Source organism: Schaalia odontolytica, from assembly GCF_009730335.1.
GTDB classification, from domain to species: domain Bacteria; phylum Actinomycetota; class Actinomycetes; order Actinomycetales; family Actinomycetaceae; genus Pauljensenia; species Pauljensenia dentiphila.
Genome location: NZ_CP046315.1, coordinates 810,734 through 830,395, shown reverse-complemented (window position 1 = coordinate 830,395; position 19,662 = coordinate 810,734). Strand labels below are relative to the sequence as shown.

General features: G+C 66.8%; 19 protein-coding genes. 6 read left to right on the top strand and 13 right to left on the bottom strand.

Annotated features, from left to right (window positions below):
- Positions 1-6: 6 nt before the first annotated feature.
- Positions 7-660: a hypothetical protein gene (locus FOC40_RS03625; protein WP_003795444.1), complete on the top strand. Its 654-nt coding sequence runs from the start codon at positions 7-9 to the stop codon at positions 658-660.
- On the opposite strand, the gene FOC40_RS03620 is transcribed toward FOC40_RS03625, so the two are convergent.
- The 7 genes from FOC40_RS03620 to purU all read right to left on the bottom strand — a co-directional run bounded on the left by FOC40_RS03620 (position 581) and on the right by purU (position 8,038).
- Positions 581-2,098, bottom strand: a complete 1,518-nt coding sequence (locus tag FOC40_RS03620) for an O-antigen ligase family protein (protein WP_039929400.1) — start codon at positions 2,096-2,098, stop codon at positions 581-583. The two genes, FOC40_RS03625 and FOC40_RS03620, sit on opposite strands and share 80 nt — an antisense overlap.
- Complete coding sequence (locus tag FOC40_RS03615) at positions 2,095-3,438, bottom strand: glycosyltransferase family 2 protein (protein ID WP_003795449.1); 1,344 nt, start codon at positions 3,436-3,438, stop codon at positions 2,095-2,097. Before FOC40_RS03615 ends, FOC40_RS03620 begins: the two co-directional genes overlap by 4 nt.
- Positions 3,435-4,727, bottom strand: coding sequence for a hypothetical protein (locus FOC40_RS03610; protein WP_003795451.1), 1,293 nt, complete (start codon positions 4,725-4,727; stop codon positions 3,435-3,437). Before FOC40_RS03610 ends, FOC40_RS03615 begins: the two co-directional genes overlap by 4 nt.
- Entirely contained in the window at positions 4,724-5,632 is a 909-nt protein-coding gene (locus FOC40_RS03605) for a glycosyltransferase family 2 protein (RefSeq protein WP_003795454.1), read from the bottom strand. The genes FOC40_RS03610 and FOC40_RS03605 overlap by 4 nt, the downstream gene beginning before the upstream one ends.
- Entirely contained in the window at positions 5,625-6,419 is a 795-nt protein-coding gene (locus tag FOC40_RS03600; RefSeq protein WP_003795455.1) for a CDP-alcohol phosphatidyltransferase family protein, read from the bottom strand. The genes FOC40_RS03605 and FOC40_RS03600 overlap by 8 nt, the downstream gene beginning before the upstream one ends.
- Positions 6,416-6,913, bottom strand: a complete 498-nt coding sequence (locus FOC40_RS03595; protein ID WP_003795458.1) for an adenylyltransferase/cytidyltransferase family protein — start codon at positions 6,911-6,913, stop codon at positions 6,416-6,418. The genes FOC40_RS03600 and FOC40_RS03595 overlap by 4 nt, the downstream gene beginning before the upstream one ends.
- Positions 6,914-7,183: 270 nt before the next feature.
- The gene (purU, locus tag FOC40_RS03590; RefSeq protein ID WP_039929403.1) at positions 7,184-8,038 is read right to left on the bottom strand and encodes a formyltetrahydrofolate deformylase; all 855 of its coding nucleotides are present in this window, start codon (positions 8,036-8,038) and stop codon (positions 7,184-7,186) included.
- A 521-nt stretch (positions 8,039-8,559) separates the two neighbouring features.
- Between purU and FOC40_RS03585 the strand changes: the two genes are divergently transcribed.
- Positions 8,560-9,069: a GNAT family N-acetyltransferase gene (locus FOC40_RS03585; protein ID WP_003795463.1), complete on the top strand. Its 510-nt coding sequence runs from the start codon at positions 8,560-8,562 to the stop codon at positions 9,067-9,069.
- A gap of 865 nt (positions 9,070-9,934) precedes the next feature.
- Here FOC40_RS03585 and FOC40_RS03580 read toward each other — a convergent pair.
- Entirely contained in the window at positions 9,935-10,924 is a 990-nt protein-coding gene (locus FOC40_RS03580) for a malate dehydrogenase (protein ID WP_003795464.1), read from the bottom strand.
- A gap of 202 nt (positions 10,925-11,126) precedes the next feature.
- Between FOC40_RS03580 and FOC40_RS03575 the strand changes: the two genes are divergently transcribed.
- On the top strand, positions 11,127-12,158 hold the full coding sequence (locus tag FOC40_RS03575) for a cation diffusion facilitator family transporter (protein ID WP_003795468.1): 1,032 nt from the start codon (positions 11,127-11,129) through the stop codon (positions 12,156-12,158).
- 103 nt (positions 12,159-12,261) lie between these two features.
- Here FOC40_RS03575 and FOC40_RS03570 read toward each other — a convergent pair whose 3' ends face one another.
- The 4 genes from FOC40_RS03570 to FOC40_RS03555 form a co-directional block, all read right to left on the bottom strand.
- The gene (locus FOC40_RS03570; protein ID WP_003790375.1) at positions 12,262-12,558 is read right to left on the bottom strand and encodes a ferredoxin family protein; all 297 of its coding nucleotides are present in this window, start codon (positions 12,556-12,558) and stop codon (positions 12,262-12,264) included.
- A gap of 26 nt (positions 12,559-12,584) precedes the next feature.
- Entirely contained in the window at positions 12,585-13,022 is a 438-nt protein-coding gene (locus FOC40_RS03565; RefSeq protein WP_039929404.1) for a hypothetical protein, read from the bottom strand.
- Positions 13,004-13,213: a hypothetical protein gene (locus FOC40_RS03560; RefSeq protein ID WP_003795472.1), complete on the bottom strand. Its 210-nt coding sequence runs from the start codon at positions 13,211-13,213 to the stop codon at positions 13,004-13,006. Before FOC40_RS03560 ends, FOC40_RS03565 begins: the two co-directional genes overlap by 19 nt.
- 754 nt (positions 13,214-13,967) lie before the next feature.
- Positions 13,968-15,275, bottom strand: coding sequence for a protoporphyrinogen/coproporphyrinogen oxidase (locus tag FOC40_RS03555; protein WP_003795474.1), 1,308 nt, complete (start codon positions 15,273-15,275; stop codon positions 13,968-13,970).
- 136 nt (positions 15,276-15,411) lie between these two features.
- On the opposite strand from FOC40_RS03555, the gene FOC40_RS03550 reads away from it, so the two are divergent.
- From FOC40_RS03550 to FOC40_RS03540, 3 genes are read left to right on the top strand one after another with little or no spacing between them, the layout of a single operon-like run.
- Positions 15,412-16,287, top strand: a complete 876-nt coding sequence (locus FOC40_RS03550; RefSeq protein ID WP_050755238.1) for a MerR family transcriptional regulator — start codon at positions 15,412-15,414, stop codon at positions 16,285-16,287.
- Positions 16,280-17,194, top strand: a complete 915-nt coding sequence (locus FOC40_RS03545; protein WP_003795478.1) for an ABC transporter ATP-binding protein — start codon at positions 16,280-16,282, stop codon at positions 17,192-17,194. The genes FOC40_RS03550 and FOC40_RS03545 overlap by 8 nt, the downstream gene beginning before the upstream one ends.
- Complete coding sequence (locus FOC40_RS03540) at positions 17,191-18,792, top strand: ABC transporter permease (protein WP_155844116.1); 1,602 nt, start codon at positions 17,191-17,193, stop codon at positions 18,790-18,792. Before FOC40_RS03545 ends, FOC40_RS03540 begins: the two co-directional genes overlap by 4 nt.
- A 24-nt stretch (positions 18,793-18,816) precedes the next feature.
- Here FOC40_RS03540 and FOC40_RS03535 read toward each other — a convergent pair whose 3' ends face one another.
- Complete coding sequence (locus tag FOC40_RS03535) at positions 18,817-19,635, bottom strand: YhfC family intramembrane metalloprotease (protein WP_231126056.1); 819 nt, start codon at positions 19,633-19,635, stop codon at positions 18,817-18,819.
- Between the last annotated feature and the right edge of the window lie 27 nt (positions 19,636-19,662).

Genomic DNA, 19,662 nt, shown 5'->3' with positions numbered 1-19,662 from the left:
ATACACATGGACTTCATCAACTCGCTCTCCCCTGCCCGCAAGAAGAGCCTGCTGGCAGCCGCGATTCTCCTCATCATTGCGCTCGTCATCGCCGGCTTCCTGCGCCTGACGGGCTCCTCCGAGACAGATATGGCCGCCTCCGCGGCGTCCGGGGCGCAGAGCGCCGAAGAGGACCCGCAGTCCGACATCCCACAGTCCGTCGCGAAGACCATCACCCCGCAGTCGGGCGGGCCCGCGAACGAATCCGGTTCGCTGGCCACGGACGCCGAGGCCACCGGACAGGCCACCTTCGTCATGAACACCCTATGGGACGCGTACACGGATCCCGAGCAGGCTCGTGCGACCGACCTGTCCTCCGTGCTCACCGCCTCAGCGCTGGAGGAGTTCGACGCGCAGGCTCTCGAGTGGACGAGGGACGGCACCCGCACCACCGGCTCACCCACCCTCGAGGACGTGCACATCCTCAGCGATGACGGTGCCGGAAACGTCACGGTCTCGGCGTGCGTCGACTCGTCCAACGTTCGCGTCCTCAACGACGCGGGAACTGCGCTGACGGACGACACGACCATGACCCGCGCCCTCACCTATTTTCTGTTTGTGAAGGACGGCGGCGCGTGGAAGCTGTCCGGCTTCTCGTTCCCCGACGACCCGACTTGTTGAGTCGAGCAAGCATGTGAGTGGCAAAAGCCCCGTCGTTCGCGGCGGGGCTTGTCCATTGCCCCATGCGCACCGCGCGCTCGGCGCGGACTGTCCCGGCGATGCTACCGGCGTTCGCGCGGCCGTCACGCTCGGCCTCGGCGCGCTTGATCGGATCGCTCTCCTCCTCGAGGTGACGCGACAGGAGCGCCACCGCGACGACGGAGATCATGAGGCCGGTGTTCATGCCGTAGTAGAACTGCTCCACCAGGGTCGCCAGGATGATGCCGCCCAGGATCGAGCCGTACACGTCCGTGGCTCGCCAGATGCGCGGGAACATGCGCAGGAAGAAGGCGAGGAACAGCACCAGGCCGACCAGGCCGTAGGAGAAGATGACCGTCCAGAACTGGCCCTGCGTGCCCAGGGAGGGCAGCCACGGCGAGGCTGAGGGACGCGGGGCGCCGAAGCCCAGGAGCGGGGACTGCTGGAGCTCGTAGAGCGTCTCGACGTAGTTGGAGGCGCGGTCTTCCGTCGAGGAGGAGGCCGCAACGCGCTCAAGGAGCGACTGGGAGGCCGGCGTGGCGAGCCACGCGATCACACCCACGACGATGGCCGCGACGATACCCAGGACGGTACGCCAAGCTCCCGCGCGCAGGCGCTGGAAACCCACCCACACGACAATGACGATGAGGCCGATGTACATGCCGCGGTTGAGCGTTGCGGCTGCCGGGATGACCGACAGAGCGCACACGGCCGCCACGATGAAACGCCACTTGGAGCGCTCGCGCCACAGCACGTAGGCGAAAACGAGCGCGAGCGGGAAGATCAGCGAGTAGACGTTGCCGTAGGTGTTGGAGTAGATGAAGGGGGCCGACGGACGCGGGTCGGAGAGGATCCACGACGACGGGGTCCACTGGGTGGTCGCGCGCTTCGTGAACTCTTTGACGAAGTCGTTGGAGTGCAGGGCTCGCGGCACCAGGTAGTACATGAGAGTCTTGAAGCGCAGCGTCGGCGCCGCCATGGCGATGAAGCCGCCGATCGTGGTCGATGCCAGGAAGCCCCACATCGTGCCTACGATCGTGCGCACGCTGAGGGACTTGCGTGCGTTGAAGGCGTAGACCGCGAAGATGCCAGGCGAGATATGCAGCAGGAAGCGGTAGAACGCGCCGATGACGCGCCCGCCCGTGTCGAGCATGGTCATCGAGGCCAGCACCCACGCCAGGAAGAATACCCACAGGATGGATCCGGGCGGGAAGCGCAGGCCGTGTCGGCCGATCATGAACACGAGCATGATCGACGCGAACAGCGGCCACATCAGGTCACCGGAGCCGAGAACCCACCACAGGAAGTACGCCGAATAGGCCACAACGAAGGGCCACGCAGGCAGATCTTGCGCGTCCTCTCGCAACGGCCCAATTTGGGCGGGGGCGGGTTTGGCCCAGAGTCCTCGGCGTGGGCTCACGCGTTACCGTTCCCTTCGCCGGTCGTCTCCGTCGCGGACGAGGCCTGGGCCTCCCCAGCGCTGCTCGGTGCGGTCACGCTATCCTGCGCGGGGGCCCGCTCGGCCTGGCGCGGGGCGCCGAGCTTGTTGCGCGTGCGCGACGACAGGTAGAGGAAGGGGCCCTCGAGGAAGCCCTTGATCTCGGACTTGGTCAGCGAGCCGGGCACGTCCTCGTCGGTGCCGGCGACGCGAGCGCCACCGGGCTTGACGCGATTGAGGACGCCAGGCACACGAGTCGCCAGCGTACCGAGTACGGAGGGCTTGGCGATGATCGCCTTCGTCAGGAGCGCCGCCATACCCGAGCCGTTGCCGCGGATCTGCTTATCCAGGCCGGCCTCGTCGACGCGGTGACGGTGGTGCACGAGAGCGTCGGGCGTGTGGATGATGACGTCGCCCGTGGCCAGGATCCGCGCGAACATGTCGAGGTCCTCACCGCCGCGCGTCGAGGTGCCGGCGCCCAGCGCCGGATCGAAGGGGCCGACCTCCATGAGGACGTCGCGACGCATGGCCATACACACGCCTGCGCCCACCCGGGCCGTCGTGATCGGGAACAGCGGGCCGCCGTCACCCTTCTCACCCAGGACCTCCAGGCCCTCGGGGATATCACCGACGCACCACACGCGCGGGGACATGTCCTTGGGGAATCCGCCGCGCGACTCGAACCACCGCTGGGGCGCGTAGCGCTGCTCCAGGGGCAGCGCGATACCCGTCGTCGCAGCCACGTACGGCGAGGCCGTGAACGGGTCAATCATGGCGGTCAGCCAGTGCGGGTCGACGATCGCGTCGTCGTCCGTGAAGACAATGACTTCGCCGCGAGCAGCCAACACGCCGCGGTTGCGGGCGCGAGACAGGCCGGGACGAGACGCAGAGACGATGCTCAGGCGCGTATCGTCGATGCCCGCGAGCTTCTCGCGCGTCAGGCCCGTGTGCGGCGCGTTATCCACCACGACGAGCGTGAAACGCTGGTGATCCTGCGCGAGGATGGCGCGCACCGCGTCTTCGAGCATGTCGCACGAGCCGACCGTGCACATGACAACGGTCGCGTCCACGTCGGCGCCAGCGCCCTCTTCCCAGCCGCGCGCAGGGGCCGGTTCGACCTCGAGCACACGCGGATCGGTCTCCGGATGGTCCGTGCCCTCGATGTCGACGAACGCCGAGTTACGGCCGTTGTCGCGCACGAGCACGAGCGCTCGCGGATCCGATGGGTCGCCCGAAATCAGCTGAGAGACGCGCGCAGTGCGGTCAACGTGCCAGATGGAGGCAGCCTTGTGGTCGGCTGCGGTGGTCTCCTCGGCACTCATTTCTTGCCCTTCTCCGAGGAAGTCTCTTCCGCGGCTTCTTCCTCAGCCTCGGGTTCGATGACCTCGGCCGACTGAGCGGGAGTAGTCGGAGCGGAGGCGGGCGCGGCCACCTGGTCACCCAGGTAAATCAAGCCGTTCACCTCGCGGTTGATGATCGCCAGCTCATCGAGGAGGGCGTGCAGCGCCTTCAGGTCGTGGCCCTTGCGAACGGCGACGAGGACATGGCGCGAGGGGCGCACCTCGTCGAGGAGGGAGGCAAGGGGCTGGTTGATGTCGATGAGGCGCGGCGCGGGCACGCGGGTCTCGGCCAGCGAGGCGGACAGGACGCGGTGCAGGTCGCGGGCCTGCGGATCGGACGCATCGACGATCAGGTCAACCCAGTGATCGCGGTCTATCGCCATCGCGAGCATGCGGGTGGGGGCGAGCCACGGCTCGGGGGCGCCCTCGTCGGCACTCCACACGGGCAGCGCCGTCAGGTCGGCGAGCTGCGTGGGCGAGGTCAGGGAGCGCGAGCGGGTCTCACGGATGAGGACCAGGACCAGGCCGGCGAAGAGGCCGACCACGGTCGTGATGAGAATCAGGCGGGATTTCGAGGGCGAGACCTCGTCGCTCGAAGCCGCGGCCGGGGTGATGACGCGGCCGGCGGTGGCGTGGTAGGGGGCGAGCTGCTCGGCATCCTTCGCGAGCTTGGTCAGCTCGGTACGGATCTCGGCGGCGCGCGGGTTGTCCTTCGTCTTGCCGTCCTCGTCGGTCAGGGGCTGGAGGGAGGCGAGCTCGGCCTCAAGGGCCTCGATCTGCTCGTTGATGCCGGCTGCCATCTCGTCGGCGCGTTGCTCGACGAGGGCGGTGCGCTCGGTCAGGTAGGCGTTGGCGATCGTGTCGGCGGCGTCAACGGCCTGCTGGCGCGTGGGAGCCACGTACTCAATCTTGACGATCGTGCCGTTCGTGTCGCCGGACACCTCCATGTTGGAGCGAAGCTCCTCGGCGGTGACACCATTGCCGAGGCGCGCAGCCGCGACATCAAGGACGGCGGCGGACTTCGCAATGCCCTGCTCGGTCACCATGTCCGTCGTGTTCGACAGCGAGGCGCGCACGGCGGGAGCCGGGGTGATCGACGGAGACGTCACGGTCATCGACACGGTCGCCGAGTGCGACGCGGGGACACCAAAGGCGGCTGCGACACCTACGACCAGGCCGGCCACGGTCCCCGCAACGATCGAGGTCCAGCGGCGTGCCAGCGCGTGACGAAGGATCTGCTGGCCGCCCGTGGGCGGAGGGGTCAGGATCATGACTGTTCTCCTTGGAGGTGAGAGCGCACCCACGCGGCGCGCGCATTGAGCCGGCGCTCGAGAGCGCGGCGAGACGATGCGGGTCGAGACGCGACCCCCTGAGTGTAGACCTGCACGAAGCTGTCGAGCTCACGCTCAGCCTCGTCGCGAGGAAGCGAAACGAGCGAGACCAGGCGCGGCAGCTCCTGGCCCGTCAGAGACACCGAAAGGTCAGCGAAGGCCTGCGCCTGCTCGGGATTCTTCCACGAATCCGAGCGCCACGAGGCGTTTCCGGTGACCTGTCCCGGGTGGATGCGGTACAGCAGACCCCAGGGCGCGATGCGGCGGATTCGACCGCCCGCGGACGCCACGCGCATCCACAGATCGTAGTCCTCGGCGGGAACGCTACGGTAGCCGCCGACGCGGTCCATGATCTCGCGGGTGGCGAGCATGGTCGGGTGGCACACGGGGTTGGTGAGCAGCAGGTGCCAGCCCATGTCCTCGGGCGTGATCTCGTAGGGCATACGGGGCACCGGGCGGGAACCGCGCAGCTCAATCATCTGCGTAAAGACCATGTCGTCGCCGCGCTCGATGGCGCGCATCGTGCGCTTGAAGCGGCCCTTGAGGGACACGTCGTCGGCGTCCATACGACCCACGAGGCGCGAGTCGGTGCGCTCCATGAGCTGAGTGAGAACACGAGAGACACCGCCCTCGCCCGGGGTGATGTCCTCAATGCGCAGGCGAGGATCGACCACTCCCCCACGCGACGCGCCACGGATCGCCTCGCCGACAGTCGAATCAGACGACGAGTCGTTGCCGACGACCAGCTCGGCGTCGCGCGGCATGGCCGCCAGCGTCGAGGCCACGGCGCGCGTGATCGTGCCCGCCGCGTTACGCGCAGGCAGCAGGACGGACAGCTCAGGCACGGGGCTCCCCCTGCGTGGCGGCCTGCTTGGCGGCCTCCTTAGCGGCCGCGTCCAGGGCGCGCAGGTCGCGGAAACGACGGCGCAGCGAAATCGAGGAATGCGCAACCGCGATGACTGCGAGGAACGTGTAGAGCACCATGAAAGGCACGCCGAAGCCCCACAGCACGAAGGACCAGCACAGCACGCCCGGGTCGGTGGGCAGCAGCACGAAGGAACGCAGGTTGCCGCCACGCGTCTGCTTGCGGCCCGCGGCACGCACGAACTGCTCGGCGAGGATCTGGCTCATGAACTGGCCCGACGTCACCCAGCCGTAGACGAGCGCGACGACGGCGAGCCACCACGACTCAGGGAGGTAGACCATGACGGCGACGGCGGTGCAGAAGTGGATCGCCGGGGAGCGGAACGCGTCGGCGACGTGGTCCACCCACTCGCCAGTCTTCGAGGACGCGCCCGTGACGCGCGAGACCTGGCCGTCTGCGGAGTCGAACATGAAGCCAACCGCGAGGGCCATGCCCACGATGAGGCCCGTCCACCACGCGGGGTCACACGCGACGAGGACGATGAGGCCCAGCGTCGAGAAGCACACGGAAACGAAACTGACGAAGTTCGGCGTCCAGCCGAAGGCCGCGCAGGCGGCGGCCACGACGCGCGCAGCGCCGCGGTTCACCCAGCGCATGTACGCGGGTACACCCGCGCCCGGCTTCTGCGCGGCAGCCAGCGCGGAGCGGTAAGCACTAAAACGAGTCCCCCACGAGGAAGCCGGCTCAAGCACGACGGGCAGGCTCACTGCGCCTCCCCTTCCGCCGCCTGGTCGCTGTCCTTCGCCGGGGCCTCGTCAGAGAAGTCCTCGGGCGCAATGAAACGGCGCAGCTTCGTCGACGACGTCGACGGCGTGTACGGGAGGTAGACGACGCGCGCGCCGACCTCGGCCATCTCGGCCTCGAGCGCGGCGCCCTTCGGAGTGTCCTTCCAGTCGTCACCCTTGAAGAGGACGTCGAAAGGTTGGAGACGCCACGCGAGGCGCTTGTCCTGGTCCAGGTCGACGACAACCGCATCCACGAAACGCAGCGACGACACGAGGTCGCAGCGCTCCTTGAGCGGAATGACGGGGGCGCGGCCCTTCATGCGGATGAGGGCCTCGTCCGAGGTCACGCCGACGACGAGGCGATCGCAGCGCTCACGCGCGGCGCGCAGGATATTGAGGTGTCCCTGGTGGAACATGTCAAAACCCCCGGGCACGTAGCCGGTGATGGGGGTGCGTTGCTGAGTCGTTTCGTCCACGTAACAAGTGTGCCATTTATCAGGCGGTCAATGCGACACTTACCCGCTAAATGACCGAAAGATCACGTCTGAACCTTGCCCACCAAGTGACAAGAGACTCCACACAGGGGCGTCATATCGCGTAAATGTGACCGCATGGCCGCACACACCCTTGTGAGAGGTTGCGACACGCCAGCCGGGTGTCACGAGGCCAACGCGCCGCTCGGGCGGTCAGGCTCAGCATGCCCACGGACCGCGCCCCGGCCTCGTCTTGACTCCCTCGGGAGGGCGTCAGCGCGAGAAGACGACCGTTCGGTTGCCATTCATGAGGACGCGACGCTCCGCGTGGAAGCGGACGGCCTGGGCGAGGACCCGGCGCTCCACGTCCTGGCCGAGGGCCACCATGTCCGGCGTCGAGTCGGCGTGGGAGACGCGGGTGACGTCCTGCTCGATGATCGGACCCTCATCGAGGTCGGCGGTCACGTAGTGAGCGGTCGCGCCGATCAGCTTCACACCGCGCTCGTGGGCCTGCGCGTAGGGGCGCGCACCCTTGAAGGAGGGCAGGAAGGAGTGGTGAATGTTGATGACGCGACCCTGCATGGCGCGGCAGACCTCGTCGGAGAGGATCTGCATGTAGCGCGCCAGGACGACGAGCTCAACGTTTTCGGAGGCGATGAGGTCGAGGAGCTGGCGCTCCGCCTGGGCCTTCGTGTCCTTCGTAACGGGGATATTGAGGAAGGGGACGCCGTAGAACTGGGCAACGGGCGCCAGATCCGGGTGATTGCCGACGACCGCGATGACGTCGATGGGCATGCCCTGCGTCTGCTGGCGGTACAGGAGGTCAGTGAGGCAGTGGCCCTCGCGGGAGACCATGATGATGGTGCGCAGCTTGCGGCCCAGGTCGTCGACGCGGTAGGTGGCGGCGAATTCCTCGGCGACGCGGGCCAGGCCCTCATCGATGGGCGCGCGACCCTTCGGGGAGTCGACCTCGACGCGCATGAAGAAAGTACCCGTGTCGGAGTCACCGAACTGCTGGGACTGGATGACGTTGCCGCCGGACCCACCAATCACGCCGGTCACGGCGTGCACGATGCCGGGGCGGTCCGGGCAGGACAGGGTCACAACAAGCTGCGCGTTTTCAGTCATGGGAGCCAGTCTAGCCAGGTTCATACCCATGAACGAGGCCGGGGCACCGTTTGCGGGAGATGCCACGGGGTTGCGGGGTGGGGTTGTTGCTGGGCGGGGTTGCGTTGGTGCGTTGTTGCGGTCGGGGTTACTGTCTGGACAGGCGGCACCACGGTTTCACGCGCGTTTCACGGGTCGCCAGGGCCGGCCGCGCTGGTTTCACGCGCGTTTCACGCACGCTTAGTCTGCTCCCAAATAACTGTTAACTCGCGTCCGGGCCAGCTTCGAACCGCACCCGCCGACGCAAGGCTGGCACGTCGACCCGCTAGGTGGCGCCCTTAACCCCTCTATGTGCACGTTAACCCCTTGATACGCACATTAACCCCTTAGTACGCACGCTAACCCCTTGATGCGCACGCTAACCCTTTAGGTGACAGCCTGGGCGCGCTGCCACCACTACTACCAATCGGGTTACCACTCCGCCCATAGGGCCCAGGCCACCACCTATCGGAGGGGCCACGAACACCTCCTATCATTGGGGGATGCAGATTCGACTCGCGTCCCGCTCAGACCTCGCCTTCATCGAAGGTGCCTATGAGCACGCTCGCGCGTTCATGCGGGAGAATGGGAACGCAACCCAGTGGCCTGACTGCTACCCAGGGCGGATCGATGCGGAGGCAGACATCGCGAGCGAGCACTGTTTCCTCATCACCGACAAGGATGGACCTCTCGCCGTCTTCACCTTCACGCCAGGTCCGGACGAAACCTACACAGAGATCGCCGGCGCTTGGCACTCCAATGCCGACTACCACGTCATCCACCGCGTGGCCGCGGTGCGTGGGCATGGGGTTGCGCGGGCGATCTTCAGATTTGCGGCGGAACACGCGGATTATCTACGATGCGACACTCACGAAGAGAACATACCGATGCGACGCGCGCTCGAATCCTTCGGATTCCAAGAGTGCGGAACGATCACGGTGGCCAACGGCACGGAGCGCGTTGCCTACGACTGGATCAAAGAGGAACCACGCGACGGCAGCTCGCGACCATAACGCCCAATCGGCCGCAGATACGTCCCACACTTTCGCATGCAATTCCCCGCGAACACAGATCAACGACACCTCATAAACCGCATGATTTCAATGTTTCGGATTAAATGCCTGATGTTCCAACGCGGGAATTGCATGCGGCTTTTGCGGAGCTACACCCGATAAGGTGCATTGCACCCGTTAAGGAGCATTGCACCCGATCAGAGCGGGTGCAATGCTCACTGATCGGGTGCACGACCCGATCGCAACAAGCGACAGCGCGGATACACGTCAGGGGCAGCGCAGCCCCGCCAACAGGTCCGACACTGCGCACCACGCCAAAGGCCAGAGGCCAGTTACAGCACTTCTCACCGAAGCGCGGTGAGCACCAGACCACAATGCCCCTGGTCCTCAGTGGTGTTACACCAATTAGCGGAGTATTACACCAGCTCGGAGCTAATGTAATACTCCCTAACCGGCCCTATGCTCCCTAACCGGCGCAGGGCTGCCCGGCACAGCTCGGCTGGAATCGTGTTGGAGCAGCAATGGAGCAGGCCATGCCGCGCATGGGCTTGTTGCTCAGTAGCGTTGCACCACTTAGCGCAGCATTGCACTGGGAAGTATGCAGTGCATTGCCGCGCTATCTAGTGCAATGCCTCGCTATCTAGTGCATTGCTGCCGCGCGCGACCAAAGCAGCACGACCGCGCCACACTCACTGACAAACCCCGCAACAACACTGCCCGACCCCACTACACCCGCACAACAACACCGCAACAACACCACAACAACCCCGCCAGCCCACAACAACCCCCCCATACATGCGGGCGCGCGCCCGGCCAATCAGCCGGGCGCGCGCCCTTCCCACCAACCGCCACGAGGGCGGTAGCCTCACTTGATGAAGCCGAGCGCCTTGACGGCGTCGTACTCTTCCTGGAGCGCCTTGATGTTGTGGTCGATTCCAGCGCGGGTCGCGTCGGAGATCTCGAGGCCGTCGACGACCTGCCACTCGCCACCATCGGAGGTGACGGGGAAGCCGAAGTTCAGGCCGGCGGGGACGCCGTAGTGCGTGCCGTCGGACATGACACCGGCGGTGACCCACTCGCCCTCCGGGGTACCGTGGATCCAGGAGTACATGTGATCGATCGCGGCGTTCGCAGCGGAGGCGGCCGAGGAGGCGCCACGCGCCTCGATGATGGCGGCGCCACGCTTGGCGACGGTGGGACGGTAGTAGCTGGACAGCCACTCTTCGTCCACGAGCTCGGTCGCGGGCTTGCCAGCAACCTTCGCGAAGGAGACGTCCGGGTACTGGTCGGCCGAGTGGTTACCCCACACGACGACGTCCTTGATGTCGGCGTTTGCGGCGCCGGTCTTGTGGGCGAGCTGCGCGACCGCACGGTTGTGGTCGAGGCGCATCATCGCGGTGAAGCGCGACGCGGGGACGTCCGGCGCAGCGTTCTGGGCGATGGTGGCGTTGGTGTTCGCGGGGTTGCCCACGACGAGGACGCGCACGTCATCGGCGGCGCCGTCGTTGATGGCCTTGCCCTGGGGGCCGAAGATGCCCGCGTTGGCCTCGAGCAGGTCGGCACGCTCCATGCCGGCGCGGCGCGGCATGGCGCCCACCAGGTACGCGACGTTGGTGCCCTGGAACGCGCGGTTCACGTCGTCGAAAATCTCAACGCCGGCCAGGGTCGGGAACGCACAGTCGTCGAGTTCCATCGCGGTGCCCTCGGCTGCCTTCACGGCCTGCGGGATCTCCAGCAGGTGCAGCTTGACGGGCACGTCCGGGCCGAACAGTTGGCCGGAAGCAATGCGGAACAGGAGGGCGTAGCCGATGTTGCCGGCTGCGCCCGTGACGGTGACGATACGAGGTTCTGCCATGATGTGGCGCTCCTTTACAGTTCCTGTGGGCGTGTGCCCTTCAGTCGCGGTGTTCCCCGCGCTCTGTCCTCTAGGATACGTCGTCCGTCACAGTGGAACCCGGGCACCCAGTCCCAAGACCATCCAGCCTGGCAGTGATCTATGACATACCGAGCGGTTGGACCTCTCCTCACGGAGCCCATTCGGAACGTATAGTAGGAGCATGCTCAACAACCGCCCCAGCCCCTCCCCCAGCGCCGGTTACGCGCAAGAATCGACCCCCGCCTCGTCCCACATCGACGAGGCCGTGGCCCACTCCCAGGACCACGCGCACTCCGAGGGCGGCGGGCACGGCGGCCACTCCCACGATCATTCCCACGCGGGGGCCTCGACCAAGCGCCTCGGGTGGGCGCTCACGGTCACGGGTGCCGTCGTTGTCGCCGAGCTGGTCGGCGCTTTCTGGTCCGGATCCCTGTCGCTGGCGGCGGACGCCGGGCACATGGTCGTGGACGCCTCCGGCCTCGTCATCGCACTGATCGCCGCGCACCTGACACGGCTCCCACGGGACGACAAGCGCACGTGGGGGTGGGCGCGCTCCGAGGTCCTGGCCGCCGCCCTACAGGCCGGCATGCTGCTGATCATTTGCGCGATCGTCGCGTGGGAGGGCGCGTGGCGACTACTTTCTCCGCCCGAGGTCGAGGCCGGACCGATGCTCCTCGTCGGCATCATCGGCTTAGCCTCCAACGTCGTGTCGCTGGCGATCCTCGCGGGCGGGCGCGACGCGAACCTCAACATGAAGGCAGCATTCCTGGAAGTCGCGAACGATGCCCTAGGTTCGGTCGCTGTCATCGTCGCTGCGGGTGCCGAGTGGGCCTTCGGGTGGACCCGCGCCGACGCGATCGCTTCACTCCTTATTGCAGCGCTCATGGCACCGCGCGCACTCACCCTCCTGCGCCGCTCTGTCGCAATCCTTATGGAGCAGGCGCCAGCGAACGTGGACGTCACTGAGCTGCGCGCACACATGCTGAACGTCGACGGCGTGCTCAACGTGCACGACCTACACGTCGCTGCCGTCTCATCTCACCTGGTGACCGTCACGGCGCACGTGACCGTGTCGGAACACGCCGACGGGCCAAGCCGGGACAGAATTGTCCACCAGCTGGGCGAATGCGCGTGCCACCACTTCCCCATCGCGCACTCCACGTTCCAGCTCGAATGCCCGCAACACCGCGAACACGAGCACATTGAGCACTAAGCGACACTTCACCTCCATACACAAACGGTGAGGCGGCGGGAGCTTCACGCTCCCACCGCCTCACCACAGGCACAACTCTCGGCCACGCCTTGTGGGGTTTGAATCAGCCCTCGCGGAACATGATGCCGAAACTACCGCGCGGGTAGTGCCACTTGAGCACGCCCTTCGGTGCAACAGCCAAGCAGGTGCCACACTCAAGGCACGCCGCATACTCAACGCCAACGGTCCCGTCGGCCTCAACCGAGTACACCTTCGCGGGGCAGACGCGCTCGAGGAGAGCGCCAGCGCCAGTGGCGCGAGCGAGTTCCTGATTGACCTCGATGTGGGATTCTTCCTCATCCAGGTAGTAGGTGTTCCCAGCCAGGCGGGCGGGGACACTCTCGATGACGAATTGAGCCATTGCTCGTCCTCCTTTCAGAAATCTCGTCACAGGGCGCGGATGCCCGCGAGGACATCGCCCATGATCTGCGTCAGCTTCAGGCCCGACGCCTTGAGGGCGTCGAGACCGACCTTGCGGATGTGGCGCCTCGGCGTCAGGTCATGGTTGAAGATGCCGTAGAACACCTCGGCGGCGAGCTTGCCGTAGTCCTTGTACATGCGCGGGCGCTCCAGGAAGGCCGGGGCCTTCGCGTAGGTCGCCATGTCCTTGCCGACAAAGCTCTCGTCGAGCAGGGCGCGGTACTGGTCCATCGACTGCTGGCCAAAGTCCATGGTCTGGAAGGCCTTCTCGATGGCTTCGGCAGCCGCCAGCGCGGAGCCAGCCGCCAGGTCCATGCCGCGGATGGTCAGGCCCATGTTGAGGGTGAAGCCCGCGGCATCCCCGATGATCATCAGACCCGGGCGGGTCAGATCATGCGCCACCATGGCCGGACCGTCCTCAATCGTGAGGTGGCATCCGTACTCGAGGCAATCAGCGCCTTACCCAACGGGTCCTCAAAGACGTACTGCAGGTAGACGGGGGTGTAGATGATGGAGCTGCCGATGGAGACCAGAACGAGCAGGATGAAGCGGTGTCCACGCGACAGATCGTTCGCGTGGCGCTCCTGGGTGAGCATGCTCAGCACTGCGACCACCTTTCATGAAATTGAGAGGCTGGGAAATCAATTTGTTGACATCGCCCCGCGACCATGTCTCGCATCATCATCATTGAATGAAAATCCAGGTATTTGTCGACGTCGAGCCACTATTCTGATCACCGTTAATCATCATGAAGCGTGGCTACCAGTAGCACTCGCTGAACTTTGTGCGGTCAATGGTATCGAGAGCGAACCAGGTCAATCCCGACCTTGGTCCCAGATTAATTTCCCGCGATTCCGGACCTTACGCGTCCAAAAGTGTCCTATGCCAGTAGTGGCGCGGACGGTGCTAAGAGCGCGTTTATTGCGGACGATCTCGGTCCATTTGTCAGCTTGTACTGAAATGTTCATTACTCCATAAAGAGCTAGTCATCCGACACAGAAAGGTCTAACGAATTACACGCCGATTCCACCTCGGTACACTTACACTCTCATCACATAAATTGTCTAACATATTTTCATTCAGACCCAAAAGGGAAATTCAATCGACAAACATGATGAATTATCCGACGCTCATCGTCGGTAATATCACGGTGTGCTATGAAGCCGGATTCTTCAGGCACCATAGGTGCGAGACAATGGACCACCAGACGGCACGAGACAAACTATCCCTACGCAGCCCACGACAGCTTCGCCAGTTACGATCGCCAGCGCCACAAACCGCTACCGCCCCACAGATCTTGCTAACACGCGATGACCCGAGCACGCTCGACTCTGCGCAACCGCATGTTCCTCAGTCTCGCTCGCCCGATACCCTCGCGCAGTTCGCTGCCCACAGGCCCGTCAGCGCCGCCGAATCCGACCACGGGAATGCCAAGTAATCACCCGCGAGAACCACCGGCCCCGTATGCTCCTTGCGATAGCGGCGAACCTGACTGACTCGCCCAACCCGACAGGTCGGCATCGCGTGAGGGATCCTGACGACGCGGCTCGCTTCCAGATCAACGGCGTCTCCCACAGTCGGCGCGAGCTCGCACACCACCGCGACCGCCCGAGCGGTCACCTCAGTGTCGGACTCCCCCATGAAGATCGAGCGCTGCGCAGCCTCCCCATCAAACATGACGGTCACGGCATCTACGCCCGGCGCCGCGTGCCCGGCGCGGCTCGCCACACACAGCGCGGCGATGGGGCCAGCCTGGCTCGGCGACGCCAGCAAACCGTATGCACCGCCCAACTCGCGTTCGCTCAGGCGACGACGGCACGCGAGGACAACCAGGAGCCCCGAGCTGTAGGGTGTCGATAGGAGCTGAGCTTCAAGCGGGGAGGGATCCACGAGGAGCGAAGCGGCCACGGGTCCGGGAACAGCCAGGACAATTCGATCCGCCTCGACCACAGTTCCGTTAGCGAGCACCAAAGCGCCGCCGGTCCCATCGCGTTCGACGCGAGCGACGGGAGCCTCGTAATGGATCGACAGTCCCGAGGCCAGTGCCCGAGGGATCGCTTCGAGCCCAGGATCCGCGGTGAGCGTGACGAAGGGACGCGCGCCGTAGGAGACCATGGCGAGCGCCGCACAGGCCGAGGTGTCGGCAAGATCCTGAAAGTAGTAGCCCCTAAACGAGGATCCGATGACCGCGCGGGTGAAGGCCTCGCCAAAGCGCGCGGAACACCATTCGTCGGCGGGCACGTCGATGTCTGCCCAGTGGGCGGGATCAGCCGGGTTGGCTTTCGCGAGGCGCGGGAACTGACGGGCAAGCTGCCATCCCGCCCGGGCGGCTTCGCGCCAGCCCATCACGCCCGCTCGCACCATCGCGAATCCGTTGGGGACGTAGGTCACAGCCTGCGAGTCGACGATGATTCCTGCGCGCGCACGAATCGGGCGGAGCGCGACGCCGAGGCGCTCGGCCATGCGCGGGATGACACGGTATGTCGAGGACAGAAAGTTCGCACCGACCTCAACCCGACAACCGGCCACCGTAGCCGTTTCAATGCGACCACCCGCTCGCGCGCTCGCCTCGTAGACCTCGACGTCCTGACCGCTCCGAGCGAGCGCGTCAGCGCATGCAAGTCCCGAGATCCCTGCTCCGACCACCAAGGTTTTCATGACGCCATACTAGCGACTCACGCGAGCGTTCCGTGAACGATCGGCGTCGATCAGGGAGGATCGCGAGTGCGCCGAGTCCGCGACGATGGTCCGCGACTCTCGCACCCTTGACAGCGACGTAGCGTCACAGTGTTCGATGGTACCCATGAGAGTGAAAGTGATGGCCGACCTGGCGGGGACCACGACCCGGACGGTGCGCTACTACCACCGCCTGGGCCTGCTCCCCGTGCCCCCACTCGTCGCGGGGCGCCGCGACTACGGCATCGAGCACCTGGCGCGCCTGCTGCGCATACGGTGGCTGGCCGAGTCCGGGATCCCCCTGGCGAAGATCGCCCAGATGCTGCCCGAGGAACCCGCCCAGGGGCGCAGCGCCGTCGAGGCGGATCTGCTCGCCACGCGGGCGCAGATCGACGCCCGCATCGAGGTCCTGCACCACCAGCGCGCCCGCATCGATGAGCTCGTGGCCAGGGTGCGCTCCGGCGAGGCGCTCTCGCCCCTGCCCATCGTCCTGGAGCGCTTCTACGATCACCTCGAGGACCTCGTCGAGGACCCGGCCACGCTGCCCATCATCCACACGGACCGGCGCATGGTCCTGGCGCTGGCGATCTCAGGCCTCATCCCGGCCTCGCTGAGCCCGTTCATTGAGGGGTTCAGCGACGAGGACCGCCGCGCGGTGGTCCGCATGCTCACCACGTTCGCCACACTCGACCGCAGCCGCTACCCCGGCGCCTACGGCGACGAGGAGAGGGAGCGCGTCATCGAGGAGCTTGAGGAGGCCGAGTGGGCCGTCCTCGAGCGCAACAGGGCCACCGCCCTCGCGTTGCTGCGCGACCTGCCCAGTGGCGGGCCCGGGCACCTGCTGTGGAAGCGGGTGGCCCGGCTGTCCAAGATCGGCTACCCCGAGCCCGACCAGAGGCGCGTCATCGACGACCTGGTCCGCCGCTTGCAGGCGGACCCGGAGTTCGGGCCCGTGCTCGAAGAGAAAACAGGAAAGGACTGGAACATTGTCTAATCTCATCGAGGCCGAGGGCCTCATCAAGAGTTTCGGGAGGGTCAAGGCCCTGGACGGCCTCGACCTGGGGGTCGGGCAGGGCCAGATCCACGGATTCCTGGGCCCCAACGGCGCGGGGAAGTCCACGACGATCCGCGTACTGCTGGGCATGTACCACACCGACGGCGGCCGCGCCCGGGTCCTGAGGATGGACCCCGCCCGCGAGGCCTCCGCCATCAACCGCCGCCTCGCCTACGTACCCGGATCGGTGAGCCTGTGGCCCAGCCTCACGGGCAGGCAGGTGCTCGACACCCTGGCGGGCCTGCGCGGCTCGCGCGACCGCGCCCGCGAGGAGGAACTCACCGAGCGCTTCGACCTGGACCCCACCAAGAAAGTGCGTACCTACTCCAAGGGCAACGCGCAGAAGGTGGCGCTCGTGGCCGCCCTGTCCGCGCCCGTGGATCTGCTCATCCTCGACGAGCCGACCTCTGGCCTGGACCCCCTCATGGAGCGGGTCTTCACGGACACGGTCCGCGAGGCCGCCGACGGGGGCGCCACCGTCCTGCTGTCCAGCCACATCCTGGCGGAGGTCCAGGACCTGTGCTCGCACGTGACGATCATCAAGGACGGGCGCACCGTGGAGAGCGGCGACCTGTCGCACCTGCGTTCCCTGGCAAAGACCGCCATCCGCATCGGCGTCGGCGAATCGGACGCGCGCCGCCCCCGCCTCGTCGAGACCCTGGCTGCGCTCGGCGCCCACGTCCGCCCCACCGGCACCCGCGTGGAGACCCGCGTCCCTTCCTCCCTGGTGCCCGGGGTCCTGAGCGTGGTCGCGGAACTGGGCGCGGAGGACGTCCAGGTGGAGCCCGCCAGCCTGGAGGACCTGTTCATGAGCCACTACTCGGGGAACCAGGGGGCACGGTCATGAGCGCGTTCACGGGACTGCGGCGGTGCCTGGGGCTGGCGACGCGCCGCTACAGGTGGCAGGCGCTCGCGTGGATGGTGCCGCTGTGGCTGTTCCTGCTGGGCCATCCGATCGCCCTGCAGCGCACCTACCCCTCCTTCGAGGAGCGCACCGCACTCCTCACCCAGATGCGCGACGCGCCCGGCGTGCGCCTGCTCTTCGGGCCCCTCCCCGCCACCGGCGGCGTGGGAGAGTTCGCCAGTTGGGAGGACGGCGGGTACCTGCTGTGGTTCGTGGCGATCATGGCGATCATGCTCACGACCGTGCTGGCCAGGCGTGACGAGCAGGACGGGCACGTCGAGGTCGTCCTCGGGGCGGGCGCCGGCCGCTGGGTGCCCTTCGCCTCGGCGACCGCGTGGGCGCTGGGCGCGATGGCGCTCACGGGCACGGGTCTGGCGGTCTCGCTGATCGGCGTGGATGCCGTCGTGGGCGAGACGCCCCTACGGGGGGCGCTCGTGTTCGGGGGCGTGGCCATCGCCCAGGGATGGGCTTTCGCAGGGATCGCCCTGGTGGCCTCGCAGTTGGTGCGGGACACCTCAGCCGCTCGGGGACTGAGTTTCACAGTGTTCGGGGCAGCCTTCGCCGTCCGCGTCCTGGCCGACGAGACGGGAGCCGCGTGGCTGCGGTGGCTGAGCCCCCTGGCCTGGCGGGATGTCGCCGAGCCCTTCGGGGCGGAGCGCGTATGGGTACTCGCCGTCTTTGCGCTCGTGGTCGCTGCTCTGGTGGCACTGGCGGCACTGCTTCACTCCCGCCGGGAGCTGCTGGGGGCGGTGTTGGCCGACCGCTCGGTGTCCGCCAGGCGGTGGCGCGTGCGCAGCCCGCTGGGCCTGACCGCGCGCCTGGGCGTTCGGCGCCTGGCGGCCTGGGCCTTCGCGCTGGCGCTCGCGGGGGCGCTCTTCGGCGCGATGTCGGGCGGGTTGTCCGACCTGATCGCCAACAACCCGGCGAGCGCCGCCTACGTCGACAAGATGGCCCCCGAGATGCGGCCCGTCGTCCAGTACACCACGTTGCTCGCGGTCGTGATGGTGGCCCTCGTGGACACTGCGGTCGTCCAGCGGGTGCTCGGCCTGGCTGCGTCGGAGGAGAGGGGGCTGTCCGAGGCGGTGCTGGCCTGCGGGGTCCCGCGCACGCGCACGCTCGTGGCGGCGGTGGCCGACGCCATCGGCGCCGGGGTGGTCCTGCTCCTCGTGTCCGGGGCAGCGCTGGCGGCGGCGACGGCCACCCAGGTGAGCGAGGACCACGCTGCCGGTCGCGCGCTCGTCTCCACGCTCACCCAGCTACCGGGGGTCGTGGCGGCGGCGGGCATCGCCGTGTTCCTGGTGGGAGCTGCGCCCCAGTGGCGGTCCCTGGCGTGGGCGGTCATCGCGTGGAGTTCCTTCGCGCGTCTCTTCGGGGGCCTCATCGACATGCCGGCGTGGGCACAGGACCTGTCCGTCCTCGGGCACGTGGCCGACCCGTGGGGGACGACCCACTGGCTCCCCTTGGCCGTCCAGCTCGGCGTGGGCATCGCGTGCTGTGCTGGCGGCCTCATCGCCTACCGCGTGCGCGACATTCCCGCGTGAGCTCATGTCCCGCCCGTCGCTCGCTCACGAGGCCTGCGCGGCCCCGCGGGCGAGCGGCGCCGTGGCGGACACGTAGATTCGCCTGATCGCCAGTGCGAGGATGACGGTGACGATCAGCGCCCACCCCTGCGCCACGAACACGCTCACCGCCCCGCTCTGATACAGGGCAGCACCAGCGTCCGCGAGGGCGTGGGCGAGGATCGCCCCGAGGATCCACCAGCGGCGGATCCGCCCCGTGAACGCCATCCAGACCAGGACCGACAGGGTGATGTGCAAGGCAATGGCGATGGCGCGCTCGCCGATGCCCAGCAGGTAGAGCGGCGCGGGGGTATTGATGAGTGAGTCGAACTGGCGGGCGACGGTGTCGCGCTGGGCGTCGGGCAAGCCGGCGAGGAACGCCTCGCTGGCCCCCGCGTTGATGATGCTCACCGAGGTTACGAGGCTGGAGACCATCCCCACTCCCACGAGCAGCATTGCCTCGATGCCTCCGTGTCCAATGCCCGCCCCGAGGGCGCGCCCGACGTCGTCGGGGCGTCGATCGCTTGCTCGCAGCACGGCGAAGCCACACACCCGCCCGAGCTCCTCGAACACTCCGGCCGCGAGCGCCCCGTAGAGGGTGTAGAGGGCGGGGCTACTGCGCAGGCTTGGGACGGCCGCGAATACAAGCGAGTGCGTTCCCCCTTCGAGGAGGAGAGCAAACACGACGAACACGAGCGCACCGACGGCGGCGGACCACAGGGAAAAACGCCACCTGCGCCGAGCGGCGACGAGGATGACGATCGGCAGGACGAGCGCGGCCAGAGCACTCACGCCCATGGATACCAGGGAAGCTGTTGAAACCATGGAAACCTCGATTCCTTACTCGCAGGG

Coding starts and splice junctions, on each gene's coding strand:
- FOC40_RS03625 (WP_003795444.1), top strand. CDS start 7: ATGGACTTCATCAACTCGCTCTCCCCTGCCCGCAAGAAGAGCCTGCTG.
- FOC40_RS03615 (WP_003795449.1), bottom strand. CDS start 3,438: ATGAGTGCCGAGGAGACCACCGCAGCCGACCACAAGGCTGCCTCCATC.
- FOC40_RS03610 (WP_003795451.1), bottom strand. CDS start 4,727: ATGATCCTGACCCCTCCGCCCACGGGCGGCCAGCAGATCCTTCGTCAC.
- purU (WP_039929403.1), bottom strand. CDS start 8,038: ATGACTGAAAACGCGCAGCTTGTTGTGACCCTGTCCTGCCCGGACCGC.
- FOC40_RS03585 (WP_003795463.1), top strand. CDS start 8,560: ATGCAGATTCGACTCGCGTCCCGCTCAGACCTCGCCTTCATCGAAGGT.
- FOC40_RS03580 (WP_003795464.1), bottom strand. CDS start 10,924: ATGGCAGAACCTCGTATCGTCACCGTCACGGGCGCAGCCGGCAACATC.
- FOC40_RS03575 (WP_003795468.1), top strand. CDS start 11,127: ATGCTCAACAACCGCCCCAGCCCCTCCCCCAGCGCCGGTTACGCGCAA.
- FOC40_RS03570 (WP_003790375.1), bottom strand. CDS start 12,558: ATGGCTCAATTCGTCATCGAGAGTGTCCCCGCCCGCCTGGCTGGGAAC.
- FOC40_RS03565 (WP_039929404.1), bottom strand. CDS start 13,022: ATGGTGGCGCATGATCTGACCCGCCCGGGTCTGATGATCATCGGGGAT.
- FOC40_RS03560 (WP_003795472.1), bottom strand. CDS start 13,213: ATGCTCACCCAGGAGCGCCACGCGAACGATCTGTCGCGTGGACACCGC.
- FOC40_RS03555 (WP_003795474.1), bottom strand. CDS start 15,275: ATGAAAACCTTGGTGGTCGGAGCAGGGATCTCGGGACTTGCATGCGCT.
- FOC40_RS03550 (WP_050755238.1), top strand. CDS start 15,412: ATGGTACCCATGAGAGTGAAAGTGATGGCCGACCTGGCGGGGACCACG.
- FOC40_RS03540 (WP_155844116.1), top strand. CDS start 17,191: ATGAGCGCGTTCACGGGACTGCGGCGGTGCCTGGGGCTGGCGACGCGC.
- FOC40_RS03535 (WP_231126056.1), bottom strand. CDS start 19,635: ATGGTTTCAACAGCTTCCCTGGTATCCATGGGCGTGAGTGCTCTGGCC.